The sequence below is a fragment of the Streptomyces scabichelini genome (assembly GCF_011045015.1).
GTDB classification, from domain to species: domain Bacteria; phylum Actinomycetota; class Actinomycetes; order Streptomycetales; family Streptomycetaceae; genus Streptomyces; species Streptomyces scabichelini.
The window spans coordinates 1-24312 of record NZ_JAAKZY010000160.1 but is presented as its reverse complement, the minus strand read 5'-3'; the positions used below and the strand labels follow the sequence as shown (position 1 = coordinate 24312).

Genomic DNA, 24312 nt, shown 5'->3' with positions numbered 1-24312 from the left:
GTACATCGCGTTGGTCGCCCTCGCCGTCCCGGCGATCGTGACGAACACGTACGCGGGCATGACCGCCGTCGACCCGGACGTGAAGGACGCCGCGCGGGGCGGGCGCGCTGGGTCGGGGTGTTGAGGGTTTGCGCGTGCTTTGCGCGTGCGTGCAGGGTTTTTGGCGGTCACGCGCGCGTAGATGTTTTTGAGGTCCACGCGCGCGTGACCGTGTTTTCAGCTGTGCCGATGGATTTTCAGCTGTCGGATGGATTTCTCCGCGGTACAGCTGGCTTTGGTCGTGTGCCGATGACGCCGATGACTTTGCCACTGAGGGCTTCGGCCGTCAGAAGCCGCCGAGCAGCATCCCGCCCGTGAACGGGTTGCCCGGGCCCATGAAGTCCCCCGCAGGCACCTCGGTGGCATCGGACGGGGCGCTGACGTCGGACGCCTTGCCGAACGTGAGAACCAGCGGGAGCCGGGCACCCTTCGCGTCGTCCGCGAGGGCGGCCAGGTCGACCGAGACTCGGGTCAAGTCGCCGTTCTTCAGGGAGAAGTTGACGGCGATCTTCTTGTCCGGGGCGTCCTTCAAGTCCTTGTCGGTGGGCAGGTCCGTGCCCTTCGGGAGGTCGTCGGCCAGCGGCCGGAGCTTGTCGAAGACACCCGTGAGCAGGTCGCGGAACGAGGCCTTGGCGACGATCCGTTCGGTGCCGTCGCTCGTGCCCTTGCTGCTGAAGGTGACCTCGCGCGCGAAGACACCGCGTACGGCCTTCAGGATCTTCTGCTGGGTCTTGGTGTCGATCTCGTCGGACCCGTCGAGGCCCGGGGTGCCCTTTACGGACTGTTCGAGTTCACTGTTGTCGACCTTGACCCACTTGCCTTCGAGGACCTTCTTGAGCTCCTTCTCGCTCTCGGGGAGTTCGTCGACCGTGGGGAACGGGACGCCCATCACGTCACCGAGCGCCTTCATGTCGGCGCGGTAGTACGTGAAGTCGCCGACGACCCGGTACTCGGCCAGGACGCCGTCGGCCCCCGAGACCTGCACGCCCGCACCGACGAGGTCCTTCTCACCGGAGTCGGCGAGCGGCTTCTTCGACTCGACGGACACCTTGACGCGCATCCCGGCGAAGAACTCCGCGAGTTCGGGCGGCATTTCCTCGCCCGGCTCCGCCTCTCCGGCCAGCTTCGTGAGCGCCGACGGCTTGGCGTGGAGCCCCAACTCGAAGGAGAGAGACTTCTGTTCGCCGAGCCCCTCGACTGCCTGGTCGACCTTCTGCCCCGCGGTGAGGCTCTCCACCGTGCCGCAGGCGGCCGCGCCGGCGAGCAGGGCGGCGGCACAACCGGCGGCGGTGAGGGGCTTGCGTATGGCGGTCATGGTTGCGGTCATGGCGATGATGACGGTCTCCTTTTGGCGCCGCGCGGCGTCGCCCTCGTGACTCAGCGATCGTTCGCGTACTCAGTGATCGCTCATGAGACTCGTGAGTTATCCACAGGGTTGTGCGGCGAGTGTCGTCGGCCGGGCGTACGGTCGGAGACATGCGCATTGTCATCGCTGGAGGTCATGGTCAGATCGCGCTGCGGCTGGAGCGGCTGCTCGCCGCGCGCGGTGACGAGGTCGCGGGCATCATCCGCCGACCCGAGCAGGGCGACGATCTGCGGGCGGCCGGCGCCGAGCCGGTCCTGTGCGATCTGGAGTCGGCCTCGGTCGAGGAGGTCGCCGCGCATCTGCAGGGCGCCGACGCAGCCGTCTTCGCGGCGGGCGCGGGTCCGGGCAGCGGCGCGGCCCGCAAGGACACCGTGGACCGGGGCGCCGCCGTCCTCTTCGCGGACGCGGCGGTACAGGCCGGGGTGCGGCGGTACGTAGTGGTGTCGTCGATGGGCGCGGATCCGGCGCACCCGGGGGACGACGTCTTCGATGTGTACTTGCGCGCCAAGGGCGAGGCCGACGCGTACATACGAGCTTTCAAGAGCCTGGACTGGACGATCCTGCGCCCCGGGATGCTGACGAACGACGCCGGCACCGGTCTCGTACGCCTGGAGGCGTCCACCGGGCGCGGGCCCATCCCGCGCGATGACGTCGCGGCCGTCCTCGCGGAGCTTTTGGACACTCCTGCGACGGCCGGGCTGACGCTGGAACTGATCAGCGGGTCGGCGCCGATTTCTGTCGCGGTGAAGTCGGTGGCGGGGAACTGAGGGGGCGGGCGTCTGCCCCGTTCTGTTCGCTCTCGACGCAAGGGGCGGCGGCGGGCGCGGGCCGGTGGTTGGCTGGAACGTCCCACGAACCCGAGCCGAGGAGTTGCCGTGCCCGCCGAGGTTCCCGCCGCGCAGGAGACCCTGCTGCGGAAGATGTACGAGGTCTTCAGCACCGATGAGCGCGACGCGTTCGTCCCGCACTGCCTGGCCCCGGACGTGGACTGGCCGAACGTCGCCGACGGGGTGCGGCTGCACGGCCACGACGAGGTACGCGCCTACTGGGCGGCGCAGTTCGAGGCCGCGCACCCTCTCGTACGGCTGGAAGGGCTGCGCCTCGACGAGGACGGGCACCGGGTGGTCGCCACCGTGCGTCCGGGACTGCGGGACGACGCGGGCGATCACTGGGCGGAGGAGCCGGTCGAGCACGTGTACCGCTTCGGTCCGGACGGTTTGGTGAGCCGTATGGACGTACGGCCGGTTTCCTGACCTCTGGCTGAGGTCTGGCTGACGTCTGGCTCAGACGGGCGGGGCCGGTCAGAAGGGCGGGTCAGCAGGACCGATCAGAAGAGGGGAAGCTGGCCGGGGAACTCCGGCACGGTGTACTCGTCCAGTCCCGGCTGGACCGCCCCGAGCTGCGCCTGCCTGCGCGAACCGGGACACGACAAGAGCCGCCCGCTCTCGCGCGCCCCCGGCGGGTCGTGCCGCGCGAACCGCCCGGCGACGACGGCGATCTCGCGACGGCACTCTGGGCAGTTCCTGCGGCGTGAGGGCATACGACCCAGCGTACGAAGCCGAAGGGGGCGCGCGTTGCGACTCGCGCGCCCACTTGCGGCACGGGTCCCCACCACGGCCAGCGGGCCGTCACGAGAGCGCAGTCGGAGACCATGCAGAGCAGCATGGAACGCAGCCGCGATCTCGCGCGCCCTCTGCTCAATCTCGATCGCCCACATAGAGAATGGCCGGCATCAGTCGTTCACGTCCCACGCCGGACAAGAACAAGATCGCTCGCAAGGTATGCGAACGATGGACTGATCGACCGGCCCAACGAAGCCATCTCGAAAAGATGATTCAGCAGTCCATCGACTTCATCCGGGAAGCTAACGCTGGGATTGAGCGCAAGTTCTAATAATCCAGTTCTAATAATCCAGCCGTCGATCGTTATGCGCCCTGATGTTGGGGCTGTCTGCCACTGGCGAAAACTCAGGTGGCCTCAGCGCACGATCTGGGTAGAGTCGGGCAATGCCCGAGCTGAAGCGGCTGCATGCCGGCCACGCCCCGGCGGTCCTGGCCTTCGAGCTGGCGAACCGCAGCTACTTCGCTGCCTCGATCCCCGACCGCGGCGACGACTTCTTCGACCAGTTCACCGACCGGTACAACGCCTCGCTGGCCGAGCAGGAGGCCGGCATCTGCGCCTTCTACGTGCTCGTCGCCCAGGACGGCTCGGTACTCGGCAGGTTCAACCTGTACGACTTGGAGGACGGCGCTGCCAGACTCGGCTACCGGGTCGCGGAGCGGGTCGCCGGCCGCGGCGTGGCGACCGCGACCGTCCGGGAGCTGTGCCGGATGGCGACCGCGAGGCACAGCCTGCGCACACTGCGGGCGGCCACCTCCCACGACAACGCCGCGTCCCAGAAAGTCTTGGCCAAGGCCGGGTTCGTCCCGGTTGGCCCTGCCACCCCGGCCGATCTCGGCGGCAAGTCAGGCACTTGGTACCAGCGCGACCTCCAGCCATAGACCTTGCAGCGTCGTCCTGATCTTGAAAGGCCCTGGCTCACAGCCCCCGAGATCACGGGGGACCGGGCGCTCCGACAGCACCGGGCGCACTCTCGGCGGTCTCGGGAACGAGCCGGCTCGTGAAGCCACGGGACGCGAGCCGCTCGTACACGTGGATCACCTCATCGGGCACGTCCTGCGCGACGATGAATCCCTGTGCGGGGTAGATCAGCAGTCGTTGCAGTGACCCGACAAGCATGTCGATGACAAGGCGTGCGTCCTGGATCGAGTCGACGTATTCGGGGAGCGTCATGGGAGTGGACGCGCTGACGAATTCGACTTCCGGCCACAGCTTCCGAGCGGTGGCATACGCCCGCCGTTCCTCGTACGGCTTGCTGACGAGAAGCGCGGACGAAACGCTGATCCCGCGCTCTTCAAGGAGAGCGTGAGACAGCGTGATGTTCTGGCCGGTGTTGCGGGCCCGCGGCTCGACAAGGATGGCGTCCGCCGGTACGCCCAACTCAACGGCGCGGTCCCGGTAGTGGGCTGAAGCACCAGCCGCGAAAGGCGGTCCGACCGGTCCCCATCCCGTCCGAACTGGTCGCGCTGCTGCGGTGGCACGTCACGGCTTACGGCGTGGCCCCAGATGGGCGTCTGTTCCGCACACAGCGCGGCGGGCTGGTCCAGGACTCCGGTTACGGCGAAGTCTGGGCAGTAGCGCGATCGCGGACCCTGACACCCGCGCAGTGCGAATCGTCGCTGGCCAAACGTCCTATGATCTTCGCCACGCGGCAGTGTCCACATGGCTCAGCTCAGGCGTGGAACCCCAGCTCGTGGCCAAGCGCGCCGACCACAGTGTCGGCGTCCTCTTCCGGGTGTACGCCAAGTTCCTCAGCGACGGAGACGAGGCCGCGAACGCCAAGATCTCCGCCCGGCTGAGGCAGCACCAGTAAGAGGTTCCTGCACAAAAGCGGGGGAGCGACCGCTCCCGCCGGCGGTTCCCAGACCGCCGGACGGGCTGGCTCCCCCGCGTTGTCAAACTGCCCGAGTCTCGGCGTAGAAGCTTCGGAACATGGCGCGCACGCCGAGGACGATGGCGCTGGCTACGACGAGCAGGGTGCCCGCGAGAATCCAGTAGCCCAGCGACTGGCCTTGCCACAGTGCTATCCCCGCGCCGACGACCGCTCCCAACAGAAGACCGAGAGCAGGGCGCCAGTCTTCCGTGCGGATGGCAGGGAAGAACCCTGCGAAGACCGCGAACCCAGAGATCATCGTGGCGGCGAAATACTTACCCGTGCCCGGCGGGGCAGCACAGCGGTTGACGCCCTCGGGGCATGATCCACCCACAAGACCCGATATCCCCCACGCGAGACCCGCCACCGTCACCGCGAATGCCGCGAAGCCCGCCCACTTGAGAATCACCCAGGGATCGTAGGGGCCTGCTCGGCCCACGGCCAGGGCCGCGTTCTGCCGGGCGCTCCAGGGGCCCGAGAGCCCGTCCACGTCTCGTCCACGCACTTCGAGACGGGGCGTTCGAATGCGAGACAGGGGGAGACAGTACGACCGTCACGAGAGCGCACGACAAAGGGCCCGTGGCCTGCGGAAACCGCAGGCCACGGGCCCTTTGTTTTCGTGTGGCGGCGCCAGGATTCGAACCTGGGAAGGCTGAGCCGGCAGATTTACAGTCTGCTCCCTTTGGCCGCTCGGGCACACCGCCGGGGGTTGCTGCCCTTCGAACCGCCTTTCGGCGGTGCTCCGTGGCAACGACGTAAACGATACCCGATGCCCAGGGGTGCTTCGCCACCCGATTGATCGGCGCTCGGAGGGTGGGGGGTGGCTAGGCTTATGCGGATGCGGCCGGGACCGATGCAGGGTTCGGCGGCCGCCACTACGCACCCCGATACAAGGAGCCACAGGACATGGCCGACTCCAGTTTCGACATCGTCTCGAAGGTCGAGCGGCAGGAGGTCGACAACGCCCTCAACCAGGCCGCCAAGGAAATCTCGCAGCGCTACGACTTCAAGAACGTGGGCGCCGCCATCTCCTGGTCCGGCGAGAAGATCCTTATGGAGGCGAACTCCGAGGAGCGGGTCAAGGCCATCCTCGACGTCTTCCAGTCCAAGCTGGTCAAGCGCGGTATCTCGCTGAAGGCCCTGGACGCGGGCGAGCCGCAGCTCTCCGGCAAGGAGTACAAGATCTTCGCCTCGATCGAGGAGGGCATCTCCCAGGAGAACGCGAAGAAGGTGGCGAAGATCATTCGCGACGAGGGCCCCAAGGGCGTCAAGGCGCAGGTGCAGGGCGACGAGCTGCGGGTCAGCTCGAAGAACCGCGACGACTTGCAGGCCGTGATCGCGCTGCTCAAGGGCCAGGACTTCGACTTCGCGCTGCAGTTCGTGAACTACCGGTGACATCACGCGTGTTGCGCGTACGGAAAAGGGTGGGCACCGTCGGGTGCCCACCCTTCCCGCCTGCTGGCTGCGGTCTCAGGGGTGTGCGTCAGTTGCGCGAGTTGCCGAACATGATGCGGTAGGCGACCAGCAGGACGAGTGAGCCGCCGATCGCGGCCGTCCAGGTGGCGCCGTCGTAGAACTGCTTGCTGATGGGGTGGTCCAGCCAGCGGGCGGATATCCAGCCGCCGATGAACGCGCCCGCGATGCCGATGAGGGTCGTACCGATAAAGCCGCCAGGGTCGCGGCCCGGCAGCAGGAACTTGGCGATGGCGCCGGCCAGCAGCCCCAGAATGATCCAGCTGATGATGCCCATGCCGTGAACCTGCCTCTCCGTGCTGTGCCCGTGCTGTGCTGTACGCGCGCTGTACCCGCGCTGTACCCGCGCTGTGATCTTGCCCCCGCCAGGCTGTATTGATGCCGCTCTTTGCTGTTGTTCGCGGCTTCGCCTGTGCTGGGATTCTTGCCGTTGTTCGTGCGTTGTTGCTGGGTAGGACGCCCGAGCGGCATCGGCCGGTTGCACTGATCAGTAGGGTGCCGCTCATGAACCAGTTCGATTCCGGCCGACCGAGCTCATCGCCGTCCGGTTCGGGAGCGTCCCGCGCGGGACAGCCCGGCTCGCCCCGGCCCGGCTCGCCCCAGCCCGCATCGGAGTTGCGGCGGACGCTCGGTGTCGGGGACGCCGTGGTCATCGGACTCGGGTCGATGATCGGCGCCGGGATCTTCGCCGCGCTGGGACCCGCGGCGCACGCGGCCGGGTCCGGGCTGCTCCTCGGCCTGGGCGTCGCCGCCGTCGTCGCCTACTGCAATGCGATGTCGTCGGCGCGCCTTGCCGCCCTGTATCCCGCGTCGGGCGGGACTTACGTCTACGGGCGGGAGCGGCTCGGGGAGTTCTGGGGGTATCTGGCGGGCTGGTCGTTTGTCGTCGGCAAGACCTCCTCGTGTGCGGCGATGGCGCTCACCGTGGGCGCGTACGTCTGGCCGGGGCAGGCACACGCGGTGGCGGTCGGGGCCGTGGTGGCGCTGACCGCCGTGAACTACGGCGGTGTGCAGAAATCCGCGTGGCTGACGCGGGCGATCGTGGCGGTGGTCCTCGCGGTCCTCGCTTCCGTGGTGGTCGTGTGCCTCTCCTCCGGAGACGCCGATGCCGGGCGGCTCGACGTGGGAGTCTCCGGGGGCGCGGGCGGCCTGCTTCAGGCGGCCGGCCTGCTGTTCTTCGCCTTCGCCGGGTACGCGCGGATCGCGACGCTCGGCGAGGAGGTACGGGATCCGGCACGCACCATCCCGCGTGCGATCCCGCTCGCGCTGGGCATCACGCTGCTCGTGTACGCGGCTGTGGCGGTGGCTGTCCTTTCCGTGCTGGGGTCGGACGGGCTCGGGCAGGCGACGGCGCCGTTGGCCGACGCGGTACGGGCGGCGGGTGTGCCGGGGCTCGTTCCGGTCGTACGGGTCGGTGCCGCCGTGGCCGCGCTCGGCTCGCTCCTCGCGCTGATCCTCGGAGTGTCGCGGACGACGCTGGCCATGGCCCGCGACCGGCATCTCCCGGGCACGCTGGCCGCCGTGCATCCGCGCTTCCAGGTGCCCCACCGGGCTGAGCTGGCCGTCGGCGCGGTGGTCGCCGCGCTGGCCGCGACGGTGGATGTGCGGGGCGCCATCGGCTTCTCCTCCTTCGGTGTGCTCGTGTACTACGCGATCGCCAACGCCTCGGCCTGGACGCTCAGTTCGGCCTTTGTGGCGCGCGTGGGACCGGCGGTGGGGGCCGCCGGGTGCGTCACGCTGGCGTTCGCCTTGCCCGGAGTGTCGGTGATTGTGGGCATGGGTGTGCTGGGAGTGGGGGCGGCTGCGTACGGAGTGCGGAAGTGGCTGGTCTCACGCCAGAACGGGCGGGTCTCTCGCTGACGCGAACGGTCACCCGCTGACGCGAACAGGTCTCCCTCTGACGCAGACGGGTCTCCCTCTGACGCGAACGAGCGGAGTGCAGGGACGCAGCGTCAGGCGAGGCGGAGTGGAAGGACGCAGCCTCAGGCCAGGCGGACGTCGATGCCTATGTCCGCAAGGAATTCGAGGAGTTCCTCGAAGGTCCGCGGCCGGTTGCCGGTACGCGGGGTGAGGCCGAGGCAGCTGCGGGCGACCTCCGCGTCGTGCCAGACCAGGGTGAAGGGCCTCCGAGCGCCCCAGCCGCCGCAGAGGCAGTCGGCCAGCGCGTCGAGACCCCAGCCGAAGTAGCCCCCGGGTCCGTTCACCGCCTCGCCGAGGGAGCAGAAGAAGCCTGGCTCGTCGGTGATGTGACGGCCGTCGAGGTGGTACGTGGCACCGGGCGCCGCGTCGGGATTGCGCGCGACGTGGTTGTCGCGCACCGTGTCGAGCCAGTAGCGGCGTCCCTCCGTGCCGCACCGCGCCCAGGAGTTGGGCACGGCCGGGCGCCCGTCGTCCCACAGTTCCCAGACCTCCTGGGCCGCGGTGGGCGGCCGCTCGGACCACGGTTCAAGGGTGAGGTCCACCAGACCGCGGCCGGATGGGATCCAGGCGATGAGCTCTCCCTCCACGGCGGGCTGAATGGTGCGGCCGGATGCGTCGAGGCGGATCAGCTTGGCGTGCCCGAGGTCCTCCTCGCCCGCGTCCAACGCCGTACGCAGGGCTCCTCGCGGGGAACAGCCGAGCAGCCGCACGGACGGTTCGACGAGGTCCGGCCGGCCGTTCTGGGCGTATGCCAGGTCCCGGCAGCTGCCCCGTGCTTCGTCCTCCGCGCCGAGCAGCCGGTAGCCCGGTGAGAGAGGCGGGCATTGCGGATAGTCGTACGCGTTGTGCGGGGACTCTCTCGCCTCGATCGTGATGTCGAGCAGCGACAGGTCACGCGCGCAGGGGCGGTCGCTGAGGACGCGTACGTCCTCCAGGCACCACTCGTCGACCCGATCGCCCTTCTTGTCGAGGATCTGCAGTGCGAGAAAGCCGAGCGGCGCCGAACCATCGGCACGCGCGCGCGTGAGGGCGGTACTCAACTCCCCTTCGGGTGCGCAGCCCAGCAGCTCGTACGTCCCGCGCGCGGGAGGCCGCGGATCGCCGAAGAGGTTCTCGGCGTCCGCGCACAGGGCCCAGACGTCGTCGCCCTCGGCGTCGATGTCATACGCCGCCAGGGTGTACCTCGGCTGCCGCACCTCCGTGCCGCTCTACACGCGCGACGCGAACGGCTGGTCCGTACGCACGATTTCGCGCCCCAAGGGGACCAGCGAAACCGGTATCAGCTTGAAGTTGGCGATCCCCAGAGGGATGCCGATGACCGTGATGAACTGGAGAACACCGGTGACGATGTGGGCAAGGGCGAGCCACCAGCCCGCGAGGACCAGCCACAGGATGTTGCCGATGAGGGAAGGCGCGCCCGCATCGCGGCGCTCGACCGTCGTATAGCCGAACGGCCACAGGGCGTAGACGCCGATACGGAATGCCGCGACGCCGAACGGGATGCCAATGACAGTGAGGCAGAGCAGCACGCCCGCGAACACGTAGCCGAGGAACAGCCAGAAGCCGCTCAGGACGAGCCATATGACGTTCAGGATTGTCTTCACTGGTGGTGACCTGCCATCTGCTCGAGCCGGGCAATGCGCTCCGCCATCGGCGGATGCGTGGAGAACATCCTGGAAATCCCCTGGCCCGGACGGAATGGATTCGCGATCATCATGTGGCTTGCGGTCTCGATGCGTGGCTCGGGGGGCAGCGGCAGCTGTTTCGTGCCCGCCTCGAGCTTGCGCAGGGCGCTGGCGAGGGCCAGCGGGTCACCGGTGAGCTGGGCGCCGGACGCGTCGGCCTCGTACTCCCGGGAGCGGCTGATGGCGAGCTGGATCAGGGACGCGGCGAGTGGGCCCAGGATCATGATCAGCAGCATGCCGAGGATGCCGGGGCCCTCGTCGTCGTCGGAGCGGCCGATCGGGATCAGCCAGGCGAAGTTGACCAGGAACATGATCACGGAGGCGAGAGCGCCCGCGACGGACGAGATCAGGATGTCGCGGTTGTAGACGTGGCTCAGCTCGTGGCTGATGACGCCGCGCAATTCACGCTCGTCCAGGATCCGCAGGATGCCGTCGGTGCAGCACACGGCCGCGTTGCGCGGGTTGCGGCCCGTCGCGAACGCGTTCGGTGCCTCGGTCGGTGAGATGTACAGGCGGGGCATGGGCTGGCGGGCCTGGGTGGAGAGTTCGCGGACCATCTTGTAGAGGGCTGGGGCCTCGAACTCGCTCACCGGGCGGGCGCGCATCGCGCGTAGCGCCAGCTTGTCGCTGTTCCAGTACGCGTACGCGTTCGTGCCGATCGCGATGAGCAGCGCGACGACGAGGCCCATACGTCCGAAGAAGCTGCCGATGACGATGATGAGTGCGGACAGTCCCCCGAGGAGTACGGCGGTCCTGAGCCCGTTGTGCCGGCGGTGCACGGTACGCCCTCCAAGTGTGCGGCAGGGGAACCCTTTGCTTGCTGATCTCTGTCGTCACTGATTCCGTGATTCCACGGTCCAGTGGACCCTCCCGTACTGGTCAACGCCAGGCGGGAAGCACTAGTTCCCTTGTGCGCGCGGGGGCGCGGGTGGTCCGTCCGGGTGAGTGCGGCGACGCCCCGCACGCGCGCGTGCCGTTCGGGTGTCCCACGCGCGCGTGCCGGATGCCGTCAGTGGCTCCGAAGGGGCGTGTGTCGCGGCTCAGAAAAGCCCGGTGTCCGAGAAGCGCAGGACCAGCTGGGGTGCTCCGGAGAGGGCGATTCCCAGGACCGCGGTCAGTGCGATCGCGGCGGTCAGCGGGGCGGGGACGCGGTGCGTTTCGGGCTCCCCTTCGGGGGCTCGGAAAAGGAGCGTCGTCCACTGGAGGTAGTAGAAGAGCGCGATGACGACGTTGACGGCCATGACCACGGCGAGCCAGCCGAGGCCCGCGTCCACGGCCGCCGAGAACACGGTGACTTTTGCGAAGAGGCCGATGATGCCCGGCGGCAGGCCCGCGAGGCAGAGCAGGAAGAAGCCCAGGACGAGCGCGGTGAGGGGGCGTGAGGCGTACAGGCCGCGGTAGTCGCTGATGCGGTTGAGCGGCTTCGTACGGGCCACGAGGGCGGCCACGGCGAAGGCGCCGAGGTTCACGGCGGCGTACATCAGGGCGTACGCGACGGTGGAGCCGATGGCCTTCTCGGCGTCCTCGGTGTACGCGGCGGCGGCGATCGGCACCAGGAGGTAGCCGGCCTGGCCGACGGAGGACCAGGCGAGCAGGCGGACCGCGCTGTACGCGCGTGTGGCCTGCTGCCGCAGGGCGCCGACGTTGCCGATCGTCATGGTGAGCGCGGCGAGGGCGGCGAGGGCCGGTCCCCAGACGTCCGCGTACGACGGGAGGGCGATCACGGTGACGAGGATCAGCCCGGAGAAGCCGACCGCTTTGCCGACGACGGACAAGTAGGCGGCGACCGGCAAGGGTGCCCCTACGTAGGTGTCGGGCACCCAGAAGTGGAAGGGCACGGCGGCCGTCTTGAAGGCGAAGCCGACGAGGGTGAGGACGACGCCTGCCTGGGCGAGCGTGTGGAGTTGTCCGTCGACGTCCTGGATCCCGGTGGCGATCTCGGTGAGGTACAGGGTGCCGGTCGACGCGTACACGAAGCTGACGCCCATGAGGCTCACGGCGGTCGCGGTGACCGAGGACAGGAAGAACTTCAGGGCCGCTTCGGAGGACTTCCTGTCGCCGCGCTTGATGCCGACGAGGGCGAAGGCGGGCAGCGAGGCGACTTCCAGGGCGACGATCAGGGTCGCCAGATCGCGGGAGGCGGGCAGCAGGGCGGCGCCGGCGGCCGAGGAGAGCAGCAGGAACCAGAACTCCCCTTCGGGGAGTTCTCTGTTGGCGTCCTTGAGGGCGGTGACCGAGAGAAGGGCCGCGAGGAGGGCTCCGCCGAGGACCAGGAGCTGGATGACGAGCGTGAATTGGTCCGCCGTATAGCTGCAGACGTTCGCGTCGCCGGTCAGGCAGAAGGTGGAGCGGTCCCCGTCCAGGAGGGGCAGCAGCATCAGCGCGGACGCGGCGAGTCCCGCGACGGAGAGCCAGCCGAGCAGCGCCTTCTTGGCGTCGCCCACGAAGAGGTCGGCGACGAGCACCACGAGGCCGACGACCGCCGCGATGGTGGGGGGTGCGATCGCGAGCCAGTCGACGGACTGGACGACGGACTCGGCCAGAGGCTGGGCCTGGGAGCTCATCGGTTGCCTCCTGCGAGGAGCTGCTGCACGGCCGGGTCGGTCAGGCCGAGGAGTGTCTTCGGCCAGAGTCCGGCGACGACGGTGAGGGCGACGAGCGGGGTCCAGGCGGCGAACTCATATGTCTGGACGTCGGCGAGCTTCGGGCTCTCCTGTTCCGGCGGGACTTCGCCCATGCAGACGCGGCGTACGACGATGAGCATGTACGCGGCAGTGAGCAGGGTGCCGAACGCGGCGATCGCCATGAAGGTCAGGAACGCGGGTCGGCTGAGTTCGTCGGCGGGCTCGAACGCGCCGAACAGGGTCAGCATTTCGCCCCAGAAGCCGGCGAGGCCCGGCAGCCCGAGCGAGGCGACGGCAGCGAAGGCGAGGAGGCCGCCGAGGCGCGGGGCCTTGCCGTAGAGGGCGGCGCCGGTCTTCTCCGCGAGCGTGTCGAGGTCGGTCGTGCCCGTACGGTCCTTGAGCGCTCCGACCAGGAAGAACAGCAGGCCGGTGATGAGGCCGTGGGCGATGTTCGCGAACAGCGCGCCGTTCACGCCGGTCGGTGTCATCGTCGCGATGCCGAGGAGTACGAAGCCCATGTGGCCGACGGAGGAGTACGCGATGAGGCGCTTGAGGTCGCCCTTCGCACCCTGCTTGGCGAGGGCGAGGCAGGCGAGGGATCCGTAGATGATCCCGACGACGGCGAAGGCAGCGAGGTAGGGCGCGAAGGTGCGGAAGCCGTCAGGTGTGATCGGCAGCAGAATGCGGACGAACCCGTATGTACCCATCTTCAGCAGGACACCGGCCAGCAGGACCGAGCCGACGGTCGGCGCGGCGGTGTGTGCGTCCGGCAGCCAGCTGTGCAGCGGCCACATCGGGGTCTTGACCGCGAGCCCGATCCCGATCGCCAAAACGGCGATGACCTGCACGGATGCGGTCAGTGACCGGCCGTTGTCAGTGGCGAGTGCCATCATGTCGAATGTGCCGGACTCGAGCCCGACGAGGAGCAGGCCCAGCAGCATGACGACGGAACCGAGCAGTGTGTAGAGGATGAACTTCCAGGCGGCGGCCTGCCGTTGTTCACCGCCCCAGCGGGCGATGAGGAAGTACATCGGGATGAGCACCATCTCGAACGCGAGGAAGAACAGCAGAAGGTCGAGGACGGCGAAGGTCGCGAGGGTGCCGGACTCGAGGACGAGCAGCAGTGCGACAAAGGCCTTCGGGGTCGGGCCCGAGGGCATCTTGAAGTAGGAGTACAGCGCGCAGAGGAAGGTCAGCAGCGCGGTGAGGACCAGAAGGGGGAGGGAAATGCCGTCGGTGCCGAGGTGGATCCGCACGTCGAGTGCGGGGATCCAGCTGATGTCCGTCGTGGCCTGCATCTTCGACGGCTGGTCGTGGTCGAAGCCGAGCGCGAGGACGATAGCGGCGATGAGTACGGCGCCGGTGACGGTCACGCCGTGCCGCAGTACGGCCTGGTCGGGCGACTTCCCCTTCAGTCCGGGCGGGGCGGGCAGGAGAGCGGCGGCGGCGCCGAGGAGCGGGCCGACGACGATGAACGCCAGAAGGAACTGCATCACGGACTCGTTGATATCGATCACGCCTGCTCACGCTCCCGCGGTGGCGACGAGGAGGGCGGCGACCGCCAGGACGACGGTGCCGGCGAGCAGCGCGCTCACATAGGTCTGCACATTGCCGGTCTGGGCACGCCGGACGGCCGCGCCGAGCAGGCGGGGCAGCGCGCCCGCGCCGCGTACGTAGGTGTCGACGACCTCGCGGTCGAGGAACCGGACGAGTGTGGCTCCGGCCTGGACCGGGCGGACGAAGAGGGCCGCGTAGACGGCGTCCAGGTGGAAACCGACGGCCGCGTGGCGGTGCAGCGGGCCCAGGAGCAGGCGACCGGGGTCCGCCGGGTCGGGGGCGTAGGCCACGTTTCCGTAGGCGGGCGCATGGCTGGCGATGGCTTCGGCCTCGACGAGTCCGGCGTCGCCTTCGGGGTGAGCCGCGACCGCACCCAGCGGTACGCGTGCTGCCATCGCGGTGGTGTGCCGCCAGGCGCCGTAGGTGACGATGCCGCCGACGAGGGCGACCCCCGTGCCGAGGACAGAGGTGGCGAGGGTCGGGGTCAGGTCGCGTCCGTCGAACCAGTCGGGCAGCAGGCCGGTGGTGAGTCCGAAGGCCAGCGACGGGACGGCGAGCACCCACAGCACGGCGTTCATGGTGATGGGCTGCCTGCCGTGATCGGGTGCCTCGGTGCCATGGCCGCGGAAGGCCAGCAGCCACAGGCGCATCGCGTACGCGGCGGTGAGCAGGGCCGTGACCAGGCCGGCGACGAGGACGACCCAGCCCGCCGCACCGGGGACGTGCTCGGCGTGGCCGGTGGCTGCGTGCTCGGCGGCGCCCAGCACGCCCTCCTTGGAGAAGAAGCCGCTGAAGGGAGGGATCGCGGCGAGGGCGAGGAGCGCCACGGTCATCGTCCAGTAGGCGTCAGGGACGCGGGCGCGCAGGTCCTTCATGCGGGACATGGCGGCCAGCGAGTTGGTGCCGGCGGCGTGGATGATCACGCCCGCGGCGAGGAACAGCAGCGCCTTGAAGGCGCCGTGCGAGAGGAGGTGGAAGACGGCGGCACCACGGTCGCCGACGGCGAGGGCGCCGGTCATGTAGCCGAGCTGGCCGATCGTCGAGTAGGCGAGGACCCGCTTGATGTCGTCTTGGGCGAGCGCGGCGAGCGCCGAACCGGCCATCGTGACGGCGGCCATGACGGCGAGGACGAGCAGCGCGGCCGAGGAGGCGGCGAACACCGGGAGGAGCCGGGCGATGAAGTAGACACCGGCGGCGACCATCGTCGCGGCGTGGATCAGCGCGGAGACGGGTGTGGGGCCCGCCATCGCGTCGGGCAGCCAGGTGTGCAGCGGGAACTGCGCCGACTTGCCCGCCACACCGGCGAGGAGCAGCAGGGCGATCAGCGTCGGGTGGTCGAGTCCGCCGCTCACGACCGTGCCGAGGACGGTCCTGATGCGGAAGGAACTGGCGTCGGCGGCGAGCGCGAACAGACCGATCAGAAAGGGGACGTCGCCGAGCTTGGTGACCAGGAAGGCCTTCAGGGACGCGGCGCGTGCCTCCGGGGTCTCCCAGTAGTGGCCGACGAGGAAGTACGAGCAGATGCCCATGATCTCCCAGCCGACCAGGAGCACGATCAGGTCGCCGGAGTAGACGACGAGCAGCATCGCGGAGGTGAAGAGGGAGACGAGAGCGGCGTACGAGGGGTAGCGCGGGTCGTCGCGCAGATAGCCCGTCGAGTAGATCTGCACGCAGGAGGCGACGACGCCGACCAGGACGGCGGTGAGGGCGGCGAAGCCGTCGATGTGCAGGGCGAGTTCGATGGGGACCGAGCCGGTCGGGGTGAGTTCGGTGGCGGCGTCGATGGCCTGGTCGCCGCCCTGGCGTACGGCGACGAGGGCGGCGAACGCCAGGGCGGCCACGGAGGGCAGGACGGCGAGGGGCCGTACGAAACCGGGGGCGGTGCGGCCCAGGAGCAGGCCGGCCGCGGCGCCCAGGAACGGAAGGAGGGGGACGAGGACGGCGAGGGTCGTGGTGGTCACGCGGTGGCCTCGGCCTTCTCGGCCGCCGTGGGCGCGGCGGATTCGGGGGCGTCGTCGCTGTCGTCACCGTCGTCCGTCTCGGCGGTGTCGCGGAGCTTGTCGATGTCCGAGGTGCCGCGGTTGCGGTAGACGGCGAGGACGATCGCCAGGCCGATGCCGATCTCGGCGGCGGCGATGGCGATGGTGAACAGGGTCAGGGCCTGGCCGGAGTGCAGGGTGTCCTGGGCGGTCTTGCTGAGCCAGACGTCGAAGGCGACCAGGTTGAGATTGACGGCATTGAGCATCAGCTCGACGGACATCAGGACCAGGATCGCGTTGCGGCGCGCGAGGACTCCGTACAGGCCCGTGCAGAAGAGGAGGGCGGAGAGTACGGCGGGATAGGCGAGATGCATCAGCGGGCGCCTTCCTTGTCCGGGCGCGAGGGCTGCTCGTCGGGGGTGGCCGTGCCCGCGGACCGGTTGGCGGCGGCTGCCTTGCGGGAGAGGACGATCGCGCCGACCAGGGCGGCGAGCAGCAGGACCGAGAGGGCCTCGAAGGGGAGCACCCAGCTCTGGAAGAGGCTCGCGCCGGTGACAGCGGTGGAACCGGCGGCGGCGCCGTCCAGGTCGATCCAGGTCGTCCGGAAGGCGTCGACGACGACCCAGACGAGGGCGGCGGCCGCGGCGATCGCGACGGTCAGGGCGGCCCAGCGGTTGCCGGAGTCGGCGTCCGGGGAGCGGCCGATGGGCGCCTTGGTGAGCATCAGACCGAAGAGGAGGAGTACGACGACGGAACCCACATAGATGAGGACCTGCACCCAGGCGATGAACTCGGCGGTGAGCAGGAGGTATTCGACAGCGAGGCCGCCGAGCGCCACGACCAGCCACAGGGCGGCGTGCACCAGTTGCCTGGTGGTGACGGTGACGACGGCCGCGCCAAGGGTGACGACGCCGACGAGGAGGAAGGCGATCTCGACGCCGGTCGGGGAGAGGAAGCCGTGGGTCTCGGCGGCGGTGGTCGTGGAGTGTGCCGCCATGGTGGCTGCGGCGAGGGTCATGCCTGGCCCTCCTGCCGGTCCTGCGTGTCGCGCCCGGGCTGGTCGGTCTGCTGCTTGGACTCCCCCATCGGCCGGGTGGGCTCCTCGGCGGCACGGGCCTGCTCGTCCGCGTGCGGCACGGTCCCGCTCGAGGCCGTGGGCTGCTCGGCGACCGCGGCCTCCTGCTGGGCGGCGAGCTTGTCGGCGGTCTTGCGGGCGGCGGCGAGTTCCTTGGGTTCCTCGGCGGCGGGGTCGAGGGCTGGTGGGGCCGGGACGGTCCACATCCACTCGCGGAGCTTGTCGCGTTCGTGGGTGAGTTCGTGGATGTCGGTCTCCGCGTACTCGAACTCCGGAGACCAGAACAGTGCGTCGAAAGGACACACCTCGATGCAGATACCGCAGTACATGCACAGGGCGAAGTCGATGGCGAAGCGGTCGAGGACGTTGCGGCTGCGCTCGCGGCCGCCCGGGGCGGCGGGCGGGACCGTCTCCTTGTGGGAGTCGATGTAGATGCACCAGTCCGGGCACTCGCGGGCGCACAGCATGCAGACCGTGCAGTTCTCCTCGAAGAGGCCGATGACGCCGCGGCTGCGGGGCGGGAGGCTGGGCTGGGCATCCGGGTACTGCGCGGTGTGCGCGCGCTTCGTCATCGTCCGGAGAGTGACGGCGAGGCCCTTGGCCAGGCCGGAGCCAGGAACGGAGGCCATGGTTACTGGATCACCACCTTCACGACGCCGGTGAGGGCGATCTGGGCGAGGGAGAGGGGGACGAGGAGGGTCCAGGAGAGTTTCTGGAGCTGGTCCTCGCGGAGCCGGGGATAGGTGACGCGCAGCCAGATCACGACGAAGGCGAGGATCGCGGTCTTCAGCAGGGTCCAGACCCAGCCGAGGCCGTCGGCACCCCACGGGCCGTGCCAGCCGCCCAGGAAAAGGACGGTGGTCAGACCGCACAGGACGATGATTCCGGCGTACTCGGCGAGGAGGAAGAGAGCGAAACGCAGGCCGGTGTACTCGGTGTACGCGCCGAAGATGATCTCCGAGTCGGCGACGGGCATGTCGAAGGGAGGGCGCTGGAGTTCGGCGAGGCCGGCCACGAAGAAGACGAGCGCGCCGACGATCTGCCAGGGCAGCCACCACCACTCGAAGGCGTCGACGATGCCGGGGAGCGAGACCGTGCCCGCGGCCATCGCGACCGAGGCCGCGGTGAGGAGCATCGGGAGTTCGTACGCGAGGAGCTGGGCGGCGGTGCGGAGGCCGCCGAGGAGGGAGAACTTGTTGGCCGAGGCCCAGCCCGCCATGAGCGAGCCGAGGACGCCCACGCCCATCACGGCGAGGACGAAGAAGATGCCCGCGTCGATGACCTCGCCGACGGCACCTTCGCCCGGGCCGATGGGGATGGCGAGGAGGACGAGAAGGTACGGGAGGAGGGCGACGGCGGGAGCCAGCTGGAAGATACGGCGGTCCGCGCCCGCCGGGACGACGTCTTCCTTCTGGGCGAACTTCACGCCGTCTGCGACGAGTTGGGCCCAGCCGTGGAAGCCGCCCGCGTACATGGGGCCGAGGCGGCCCTGCATATGGGCCATCACCTTGTGCTCCGTCTGACCGACGATCAGCGGAAAGGTGAGGAACACGACGAAGACGATCAGGAGTCGCAGGGCGACGTCGAGCGCGTCGTTCACTGCGGGCCTCCTGGGGGGTTGTCATCGGCGGCTGGAGAGTCGTCGGTGGCTGGGGCGTTGTCGTCGGTGGGGCCGGCTTCGGCGGCCTCGGAGGGTTCCGGAGCCTTGGGAGGTACGTCGGCCGGTTGCGGCTCCTCGGGCGAGAGCGGCTCCTCGGTGGGCGGCTTCCGCTCGGTGTCCTCGAAGGCGGGGCGTGCGTGATGCCAGGGCGCGTCCGTGCTGCGGGGACGCGCCGGGCGGCCGGGCCGCTCGCCGCCTTCCTGCGCGCCTCCGGGCTGCTCGCTGCCGGGCCGCCCACCGCTGGGCTGCTCGCCGCCGGGTTCGTCGGCCGGTGCGGCGGGTGCCTCGCGCTGCGACGCCGAGCCCTCACCGGCGGTGCGGGCGCGACGCGGCGACGCGGGCGGCGTTTCGGCACCCGACGCCGGAGCACCCCCCGAAGCCGGACCACTCGCCGTGCCCGGCTCGGCCCCCTCCGCCCGCTGAGTCGCCGAGCCCTCGCCCGCGCTGTGAGCCCGACGCGGCGCGGCGGTCCTGCCCTCCCCGGCAGCGCCGGCGGCACCCGTACCCGCTGCACCCGTACCGGCTGCGGACGTGCCTTCCGCTGCCGGAGCCTGACTGGCCGAGCCCTCTCCCGCCGTACGAGCCCGCCGCGCCGGCCGTTCGCCTGCCGCGCGCCCCGCGCCACGGGCAGGGCGGGCCGGAGCAGGCGGAAGCTGACCTTTCAGCGGGCCCCACTCGTTCGGGTCGGGGACGCCCGGCGGCAGCATCTGGCGGCGCTTCGGCCCGCCGTGCTCCGACTCCCCCGGTTCCTTGGCGCCCGGCCAGGCCTTGACGACACGGGCCGCCAGGACGAAGTCCTTGCGCAGGGGGTGGCCCTCGAAGCCGTCCGGGAGGAGCAGCGGCGCGAGCCCCGGGTGGCCCTCGAAGGTGACGCCGAACATCTCGTGGGTCTCGCGTTCGTGCCAGGCGGCGCCCGCGTAGACGTCGACGGCGGAAGGGAGTACGGGGGCGTCGTGCGGGACGGTGGTCCGTACGAGAAGGCGGCGCACCGGCGCGAGCGCGACCACATGGGCCGAGACGCGGAAACCCGTGCCGGGTTCGTCGACGGCGCTCAGCCAGTCGAAGTACGTGCAGCCCAGCTCGCCGCGCGCGGTCTCCAGGGCGGAGATCCAGGCGGTGGGCGGTACGTCGACGGTCAGGACCTCGTACGACTCCTCGGCCGTGGCCTCCGTACCGAAGAGCTCCTCCACAGGGGCGGGCAGCCAGCCAGTCACCGCTCGCCCTCCTCCCCGGCCGGACCCGGTGGCTGCACCAGCCCGCTCTGCAGCGCCCCCGCGGAAGGCCGGGCACCGGTGGGCCCGTACCGATCGGACCCGTAACCGGACCCGTACCGCTCCCCCAGCGATTCCCGGGCGATCTTCTCCTGGAGCTTGAGGATGCCCTGGAGCAGCGCTTCGGGGCGCGGCGGGCACCCCGGGACGTATACATCGACCGGGATGATCTGGTCGACGCCCTTGGTCACGGAGTACGAGTCCCAGTACGGGCCGCCGCAGTTGGAGCAGGCGCCGAAGGAGATGACGTACTTCGGCTCGGGCATCTGTTCGTACAGCCGCTTCACCGCGGGCGCCATCTTGTCCGTCACCGTGCCCGACACCACCATCAGGTCGGCCTGGCGCGGCCCCGGAGCGAACGGAATCACTCCCAGGCGGATGAAGTCGTGCCGGGCCATGGAGGCGGCGATGAACTCGATGGCGCAGCAGGCGAGGCCGAAGTTGAAGACCCACAGGCTGTAGCGGCGGCCCCAGTTCAGGACCACCTTCATCGGCTCGGGGGCCAGACGCGCGAGCGCACCCAGGCGCTTCGGCTCCGGAAGCAGCACAGGCCCCGGCTCGGACACGGGCTCGGGCTGGGTCACGTCCATGTGAGGACGCCCTTCTTGTATGCGTAGAGCAGTCCCACGGCCAGGAAGCCGAGGAAGATGAACATCTCCACGAGCGTCGTCGCCCCGTAGCCCGGCGCGGCGAAGACCGTCGCCCAGGGGAAGAGGAAGATCGAGTCGACGGCGAAGATCACGTAGAGGAAGGCGTAGACGTAGTAGCGGACCTGGGTGTGGGCCCAGCCCTCGCCGACGGGGTCGACTCCGCACTCGTACGTCAGGAGCTTCTCGGGCGTCGGGACGACGGGCCGCAGCAGGCGCCCGGCCCCGAAGGCGACGGCGACGAACAGCACGCCGACCACGGCGAGCAGTCCGACGACCGAGTAGGACTGGAAGTAGTCCGCCGCGACCGTGATCCCGGCGGCCCCGGTTTCCGTGCCCCTGGTCGGTTCCGGCACGTCCGCCCCTCGCTCCCTGACCTCGTATGACCTCGTATGACCGCGTGCGCGCCCTGGTGTGCGCGGTGTGATGCGCCGTGTAATGCGCCGTGCTCGACGATCTGTACGCACCGGAGTCTAGGCCCTGCTAAAGAAACGGTAAGCAGCCCGTCACGCGTTGGCATGCGCGGAGGTGGCCAAGAGGCGCCCGGCAGTATCCGGCGGGTGTTCCACGAGCGCCCCGAGGGTGGGGTTTTCCCCAGTGGACCCTGGCCGGTCCACCTCATGGCGCTACGGCCCACGGCCCGGCACGCTAGCGGTTATGACCGAACCCATCCTCGCCACCGACACCACGAGCGGCGGCGACCGGCCGCCGCCCGCGCGCTTCGCCTACGACCGGCACACCTGGAAGGAGATCGCGCATCTCCTGGCGAACCTGCCGGTGTCGCTGATCGGTTTCACCTACGTGGTGACGGTGCTGTCCACCGGCGTCTTCCTGACCGTGACGGTGATCGGTCTTCCACTGCTCGCAGCCGGGCTGATGGGCGCGCGTCTGCTGGGCAAGCTGGAGCGGGCCCGGGCCAGGGGGCTGCTCGGGGTGCGGGTGGACGAGCCGAGCCGGCTGCCGTGGCGGGGCCGGGGCGGGTTCCTCCCCGGGCTGTGGATGGCGCTGAAGGATCCGGTGGGCTGGCGGACGGTGCTGTACGACTTCATGCGGTTGCCCTGGGGCATTCTGACCTTCACCATCACGCTGGTCTCGCTGTTCGTGCTGTGGCCGGTGCTGCCGTTCATCGCGCGCGGGCTCGCCAACGCGGACCGGGCGATGGTCCGCGGGCTGCTGTCTCCCTCCGACGAGCTGGAGCGGCGTATCGCGGAGCTGGAGTCGGACCGTGGGGTGGTCGTCGACACGGCCGCGGCCGACCTGCGGCGCATCGAACGGGACCTGCACGACGGGGCGCAGGCCCGCCTCGTCAACCTCGCGATGGGGCTCGGCCTGGCCAAGGAGAAGCTCCTGGAGGACCCCGACGCGGCCGCCACCATGGTCGACGAGGCACACGGCGAGGTGAAGCTGGCGCTCCAGGAACTGCGCGACCTGGCCCGGGGCATCCACCCCGCGGTCCTCACCGACCGCGGCCTGGACGCCGCCCTGTCCTCAGTCTCCTCCCGCTGCACGGTCCCGGTGAAGGTGACGGCCGACCTCCCGACGCGCCCCGCCGCGGCCATCGAGGGCATCGCGTACTTCACGGTCTCCGAGCTCCTCCAGAACGTCAGCAAGCACAGCGGGGCGCGGACCGCCTCCGTCGACGTCTGGCGCTCGGACGACCGCCTGCTCATCCAGGTCTGGGACGACGGCCGCGGCGGCGCCTCCCTCGACGGCGGCACCGGGATGGCGGGCCTCGCGGACCGGCTCGGCGCGGTGGACGGCCTGTTCGTCATCGAGTCCCCCGTGGGCGGCCCGACGACGATCACGGCGGAACTCCCCTGGCGGGACCGGACGGACGAGCCGACGCGGAGATAGACGGCCGACTGCCTGTCCCTGCCGTACGACTGCCGGCCTACGACTGCGAGTCGTACGGCCGGCAGTCGTGCGACAGCCTGTCTCGACGGCCTCGCACCACCCCGCACCACCCCGTGCCACCTCCGAGGTACCTCCCCGGAGGTACATCCCCGGAGGTAGGGAAAACCCCCGCCCGAAGACGCCGACCTACTCCATGGTCCGCGGGCCTCGCCCCGAGGAGGGTGGAGGTACGACAGCGGACGAGTAGAAGACGAGTAGAAACGGACAACGGCCATGGCGACGGAGTACGGACAGGGATACGGGCGAAACGGGGGGCCCGGATTCCTCGGGGAGGGCGTCGGGGAGCGGCGGCACCGGCTCCCGGCCGCGCTGCGGGCGCCGATCGAGGCGCGCAGCTGGCGAGAGTTCGGGTATCTGATGCTGAGCCTGCCGGTCAGCATCCTGATGTTCACCTTCGCCATCACGATGGTGTCGCTGGGCGCGGGCCTGCTGATCACGTTTCTCGGCATCCCGGTGCTCGCCGCGGCGCTCGCGGGCTGCCGCGGGTTCGGCGCGCTGGAGCGGGCACGGGCGCGCGGGCTGCTGGGCCTGGACGTCGCGGCGCCGGAACCGCTTCGGGTCCGGAAGCAGGGCGCGATGGGGTGGATGGGCGCGACGCTGAAGAGCGGGGCGTCCTGGCGGCATCTGCTGTACGCGGTGCTGCACTTCCCGTGGGCCGTGTTCGCGTTCTCGGTGGCCATCAGCTTCTGGGCGTACGGCTGGGCGATGCTGACGTATCCGCTGTGGTTCTGGGTCTTTCCGATGTCCGGTGGACCGGACGGACTTCAGCTGTACGGGGACGAGGTGCACCAGATCTACCTGGACAACCCCTTCGAGATCACGGTGACGGCACTGGTGGGGCTGCTGTTCACGCTGGCCACCCCGTGGGTCGTGCGGGCGCTGACGTCGGTGGACCGGTTGCTGGTGGGCGGGCTGCTCGGGCCTTCGCGGCTCGCGACGCGGGTCGTGGAGCTGGAGTCGGACCGGGGGGTCGTCATCGACACGGCGGCCGCCGACCTGCGGCGTATCGAGCGGGATCTGCACGACGGGGCGCAGGCGCGGCTGGTCGCGCTGGCCATGGATCTGGGTCTGGCCAAGGAGAAGCTGGCGGAGGATCCGCAGACGGCGGCGCGGATGGTGGGCGAGGCGCACGGCGAGGTGAAGACGGCGCTCCAGGAACTGCGCGACCTGGCCCGGGGCATCCACCCCGCCATCCTCACCGACCGGGGGCTCGACGCCGCCCTGTCCGCGGTGGCCTCCCGCTGCACGGTCCCGGTTCAGGTCGAGGTGGATCTGCCGTCCCGGCCGGCGCCCGCCATCGAGGGCATCGCGTACTTCACCGTCTCCGAACTCCTCCAGAACGTCAGCAAGCACTCCCGGGCGACGCGGGCGTACGTCGACGTCTGGCGGGTCGAGAACCGGCTCATGCTTCAGGTCGTCGACAACGGCGTCGGCGGGGCGGACGCCTCGACCGGCTCCGGCCTCGCCGGCCTCACGGAACGTCTCGGCGCGGTCGACGGCATCCTGGTCGTCGACTCTCCGGTCGCCGGCCCGACCCGCATCACGGCGGAGCTGCCCTGGAGGGGGTGACGCGCGCGGGGGGGAGGGGTTCTTTTCCCCAGCCCCGCCC

The 24312-nt window shown here is 69.9% G+C and carries 25 protein-coding genes, 1 tRNA gene and 2 pseudogenes; 9 read left to right on the top strand and 19 right to left on the bottom strand.

From position 1 onward, the window contains the following. Window positions 1–100, top strand: a pseudogene (locus G5C60_RS52555) (ABC transporter permease); the annotation flags it as partial. Between the two features lie 225 nt (window positions 101–325). Here G5C60_RS52555 and G5C60_RS36205 read toward each other — a convergent pair. Beyond that, window positions 326–1366 carry a hypothetical protein gene (locus G5C60_RS36205; protein WP_165265801.1) on the bottom strand — a complete coding sequence of 347 codons (1041 nt, stop codon included), beginning with the start codon at window positions 1364–1366 and terminating at the stop codon, window positions 326–328. Window positions 1367–1515: 149 nt separating this feature from the next. On the opposite strand from G5C60_RS36205, the gene G5C60_RS36200 reads away from it, so the two are divergent. Both G5C60_RS36200 and G5C60_RS36195 read left to right on the top strand, forming a co-directional pair. Then, complete coding sequence (locus G5C60_RS36200) at window positions 1516–2172, top strand: SDR family oxidoreductase (RefSeq protein WP_165265799.1); 657 nt, start codon at window positions 1516–1518, stop codon at window positions 2170–2172. A 108-nt stretch (window positions 2173–2280) separates the two neighbouring features. After that, window positions 2281–2658 (top strand): nuclear transport factor 2 family protein, encoded by a 378-nt coding sequence (locus G5C60_RS36195; RefSeq protein WP_338146033.1) that lies wholly within the window; start codon window positions 2281–2283, stop codon window positions 2656–2658. 74 nt (window positions 2659–2732) lie between these two features. Here the strand turns inward: G5C60_RS36195 and G5C60_RS36190 are convergent, their stop codons facing one another. Further along, window positions 2733–2945 (bottom strand): hypothetical protein, encoded by a 213-nt coding sequence (locus tag G5C60_RS36190; RefSeq protein WP_165265797.1) that lies wholly within the window; start codon window positions 2943–2945, stop codon window positions 2733–2735. Between the two features lie 466 nt (window positions 2946–3411). On the opposite strand from G5C60_RS36190, the gene G5C60_RS36185 reads away from it, so the two are divergent. Then, the gene (locus G5C60_RS36185; RefSeq protein ID WP_165265795.1) at window positions 3412–3906 is read left to right on the top strand and encodes a GNAT family N-acetyltransferase; all 495 of its coding nucleotides are present in this window, start codon (window positions 3412–3414) and stop codon (window positions 3904–3906) included. 52 nt (window positions 3907–3958) lie between these two features. On the opposite strand, the pseudogene G5C60_RS36180 reads toward G5C60_RS36185, so the two are convergent. Beyond that, window positions 3959–4441 (bottom strand): annotated as a pseudogene (locus G5C60_RS36180) (YdcF family protein); the annotation flags it as partial. Between the two features lie 262 nt (window positions 4442–4703). Here G5C60_RS36180 and G5C60_RS54340 point away from each other — a divergent pair. Continuing rightward, a complete protein-coding gene (locus tag G5C60_RS54340; protein ID WP_420907444.1) occupies window positions 4704–4838 on the top strand; it encodes a hypothetical protein in 135 nt (44 codons plus the stop codon). Between the two features lie 82 nt (window positions 4839–4920). On the opposite strand, the gene G5C60_RS36170 is transcribed toward G5C60_RS54340, so the two are convergent. Together G5C60_RS36170 and G5C60_RS36165 are read right to left on the bottom strand one after the other, a co-directional pair. After that, window positions 4921–5307: a hypothetical protein gene (locus G5C60_RS36170; RefSeq protein ID WP_165265791.1), complete on the bottom strand. Its 387-nt coding sequence runs from the start codon at window positions 5305–5307 to the stop codon at window positions 4921–4923. A gap of 213 nt (window positions 5308–5520) precedes the next feature. Then, a tRNA-Tyr gene (locus G5C60_RS36165) sits at window positions 5521–5602 on the bottom strand. 202 nt (window positions 5603–5804) lie between these two features. Here G5C60_RS36165 and G5C60_RS36160 point away from each other — a divergent pair. Continuing rightward, the gene (locus G5C60_RS36160; RefSeq protein ID WP_165265789.1) at window positions 5805–6293 is read left to right on the top strand and encodes a YajQ family cyclic di-GMP-binding protein; all 489 of its coding nucleotides are present in this window, start codon (window positions 5805–5807) and stop codon (window positions 6291–6293) included. A gap of 88 nt (window positions 6294–6381) precedes the next feature. Here the strand turns inward: G5C60_RS36160 and G5C60_RS36155 are convergent, their stop codons facing one another. Beyond that, on the bottom strand, window positions 6382–6648 hold the full coding sequence (locus G5C60_RS36155) for a GlsB/YeaQ/YmgE family stress response membrane protein (protein ID WP_165265787.1): 267 nt from the start codon (window positions 6646–6648) through the stop codon (window positions 6382–6384). Between the two features lie 227 nt (window positions 6649–6875). Between G5C60_RS36155 and G5C60_RS36150 the strand changes: the two genes are divergently transcribed. Then, entirely contained in the window at window positions 6876–8231 is a 1356-nt protein-coding gene (locus tag G5C60_RS36150; RefSeq protein WP_165265784.1) for an APC family permease, read from the top strand. A gap of 122 nt (window positions 8232–8353) precedes the next feature. Here the strand turns inward: G5C60_RS36150 and G5C60_RS36145 are convergent, their stop codons facing one another. The 13 genes from G5C60_RS36145 to G5C60_RS36085 all read right to left on the bottom strand — a co-directional run bounded on the left by G5C60_RS36145 (window position 8354) and on the right by G5C60_RS36085 (window position 21145). Further along, a complete protein-coding gene (locus tag G5C60_RS36145; protein WP_165265782.1) occupies window positions 8354–9487 on the bottom strand; it encodes a barstar family protein in 1134 nt (377 codons plus the stop codon). Between the two features lie 12 nt (window positions 9488–9499). After that, entirely contained in the window at window positions 9500–9895 is a 396-nt protein-coding gene (locus tag G5C60_RS36140; protein WP_165265780.1) for a YccF domain-containing protein, read from the bottom strand. Further along, window positions 9892–10755, bottom strand: a complete 864-nt coding sequence (gene htpX / locus G5C60_RS36135; protein WP_165265778.1) for a zinc metalloprotease HtpX — start codon at window positions 10753–10755, stop codon at window positions 9892–9894. Before htpX ends, G5C60_RS36140 begins: the two co-directional genes overlap by 4 nt. A gap of 261 nt (window positions 10756–11016) precedes the next feature. Then, a complete protein-coding gene (locus G5C60_RS36130; RefSeq protein ID WP_165265776.1) occupies window positions 11017–12540 on the bottom strand; it encodes an NADH-quinone oxidoreductase subunit N in 1524 nt (507 codons plus the stop codon). Next, window positions 12537–14117 (bottom strand): NADH-quinone oxidoreductase subunit M, encoded by a 1581-nt coding sequence (locus G5C60_RS36125; RefSeq protein WP_165265774.1) that lies wholly within the window; start codon window positions 14115–14117, stop codon window positions 12537–12539. Before G5C60_RS36125 ends, G5C60_RS36130 begins: the two co-directional genes overlap by 4 nt. 6 nt (window positions 14118–14123) lie before the next feature. Next, window positions 14124–16118, bottom strand: a complete 1995-nt coding sequence (locus G5C60_RS36120) for an NADH-quinone oxidoreductase subunit L (protein WP_165265772.1) — start codon at window positions 16116–16118, stop codon at window positions 14124–14126. After that, entirely contained in the window at window positions 16115–16510 is a 396-nt protein-coding gene (gene nuoK / locus G5C60_RS36115; RefSeq protein WP_165265770.1) for an NADH-quinone oxidoreductase subunit NuoK, read from the bottom strand. Before nuoK ends, G5C60_RS36120 begins: the two co-directional genes overlap by 4 nt. Then, the gene (locus G5C60_RS36110; protein ID WP_165265768.1) at window positions 16510–17154 is read right to left on the bottom strand and encodes an NADH-quinone oxidoreductase subunit J family protein; all 645 of its coding nucleotides are present in this window, start codon (window positions 17152–17154) and stop codon (window positions 16510–16512) included. Before G5C60_RS36110 ends, nuoK begins: the two co-directional genes overlap by 1 nt. Next, window positions 17151–17840 (bottom strand): NuoI/complex I 23 kDa subunit family protein, encoded by a 690-nt coding sequence (locus G5C60_RS36105; protein ID WP_165265766.1) that lies wholly within the window; start codon window positions 17838–17840, stop codon window positions 17151–17153. The genes G5C60_RS36110 and G5C60_RS36105 overlap by 4 nt, the downstream gene beginning before the upstream one ends. A 2-nt stretch (window positions 17841–17842) precedes the next feature. After that, window positions 17843–18811 (bottom strand): NADH-quinone oxidoreductase subunit H, encoded by a 969-nt coding sequence (locus G5C60_RS36100; protein ID WP_165265764.1) that lies wholly within the window; start codon window positions 18809–18811, stop codon window positions 17843–17845. Continuing rightward, complete coding sequence (locus tag G5C60_RS36095; protein ID WP_165265762.1) at window positions 18808–20085, bottom strand: NADH-quinone oxidoreductase subunit C; 1278 nt, start codon at window positions 20083–20085, stop codon at window positions 18808–18810. The genes G5C60_RS36100 and G5C60_RS36095 overlap by 4 nt, the downstream gene beginning before the upstream one ends. Further along, window positions 20082–20732, bottom strand: coding sequence for an NADH-quinone oxidoreductase subunit B (locus G5C60_RS36090; protein WP_165265760.1), 651 nt, complete (start codon window positions 20730–20732; stop codon window positions 20082–20084). The genes G5C60_RS36095 and G5C60_RS36090 overlap by 4 nt, the downstream gene beginning before the upstream one ends. Further along, complete coding sequence (locus tag G5C60_RS36085) at window positions 20723–21145, bottom strand: NADH-quinone oxidoreductase subunit A (protein ID WP_165265758.1); 423 nt, start codon at window positions 21143–21145, stop codon at window positions 20723–20725. The genes G5C60_RS36090 and G5C60_RS36085 overlap by 10 nt, the downstream gene beginning before the upstream one ends. A gap of 301 nt (window positions 21146–21446) precedes the next feature. Here G5C60_RS36085 and G5C60_RS36080 point away from each other — a divergent pair, with 301 nt between their 5' ends. After that, window positions 21447–22643 carry a sensor histidine kinase gene (locus tag G5C60_RS36080; protein ID WP_165265756.1) on the top strand — a complete coding sequence of 399 codons (1197 nt, stop codon included), beginning with the start codon at window positions 21447–21449 and terminating at the stop codon, window positions 22641–22643. 273 nt (window positions 22644–22916) lie between these two features. Further along, on the top strand, window positions 22917–24272 hold the full coding sequence (locus tag G5C60_RS36075) for a sensor histidine kinase (protein ID WP_165265754.1): 1356 nt from the start codon (window positions 22917–22919) through the stop codon (window positions 24270–24272). The last annotated feature ends 40 nt before the right edge of the window (window positions 24273–24312 follow it).

Coding starts and splice junctions, on each gene's coding strand:
- G5C60_RS36075 (WP_165265754.1), top strand. CDS start 22,917: ATGGCGACGGAGTACGGACAGGGATACGGGCGAAACGGGGGGCCCGGA.
- nuoK (WP_165265770.1), bottom strand. CDS start 16,510: ATGCATCTCGCCTATCCCGCCGTACTCTCCGCCCTCCTCTTCTGCACG.
- G5C60_RS36150 (WP_165265784.1), top strand. CDS start 6,876: ATGAACCAGTTCGATTCCGGCCGACCGAGCTCATCGCCGTCCGGTTCG.
- G5C60_RS36190 (WP_165265797.1), bottom strand. CDS start 2,945: ATGCCCTCACGCCGCAGGAACTGCCCAGAGTGCCGTCGCGAGATCGCC.
- G5C60_RS36200 (WP_165265799.1), top strand. CDS start 1,516: ATGCGCATTGTCATCGCTGGAGGTCATGGTCAGATCGCGCTGCGGCTG.
- G5C60_RS36105 (WP_165265766.1), bottom strand. CDS start 17,840: ATGGCCTCCGTTCCTGGCTCCGGCCTGGCCAAGGGCCTCGCCGTCACT.
- G5C60_RS36080 (WP_165265756.1), top strand. CDS start 21,447: ATGACCGAACCCATCCTCGCCACCGACACCACGAGCGGCGGCGACCGG.
- G5C60_RS36205 (WP_165265801.1), bottom strand. CDS start 1,366: ATGACCGCAACCATGACCGCCATACGCAAGCCCCTCACCGCCGCCGGT.
- G5C60_RS36160 (WP_165265789.1), top strand. CDS start 5,805: ATGGCCGACTCCAGTTTCGACATCGTCTCGAAGGTCGAGCGGCAGGAG.
- G5C60_RS36130 (WP_165265776.1), bottom strand. CDS start 12,540: ATGAGCTCCCAGGCCCAGCCTCTGGCCGAGTCCGTCGTCCAGTCCGTC.
- G5C60_RS36110 (WP_165265768.1), bottom strand. CDS start 17,154: ATGACCCTCGCCGCAGCCACCATGGCGGCACACTCCACGACCACCGCC.
- G5C60_RS36155 (WP_165265787.1), bottom strand. CDS start 6,648: ATGGGCATCATCAGCTGGATCATTCTGGGGCTGCTGGCCGGCGCCATC.
- G5C60_RS36185 (WP_165265795.1), top strand. CDS start 3,412: ATGCCCGAGCTGAAGCGGCTGCATGCCGGCCACGCCCCGGCGGTCCTG.
- G5C60_RS36090 (WP_165265760.1), bottom strand. CDS start 20,732: ATGGACGTGACCCAGCCCGAGCCCGTGTCCGAGCCGGGGCCTGTGCTG.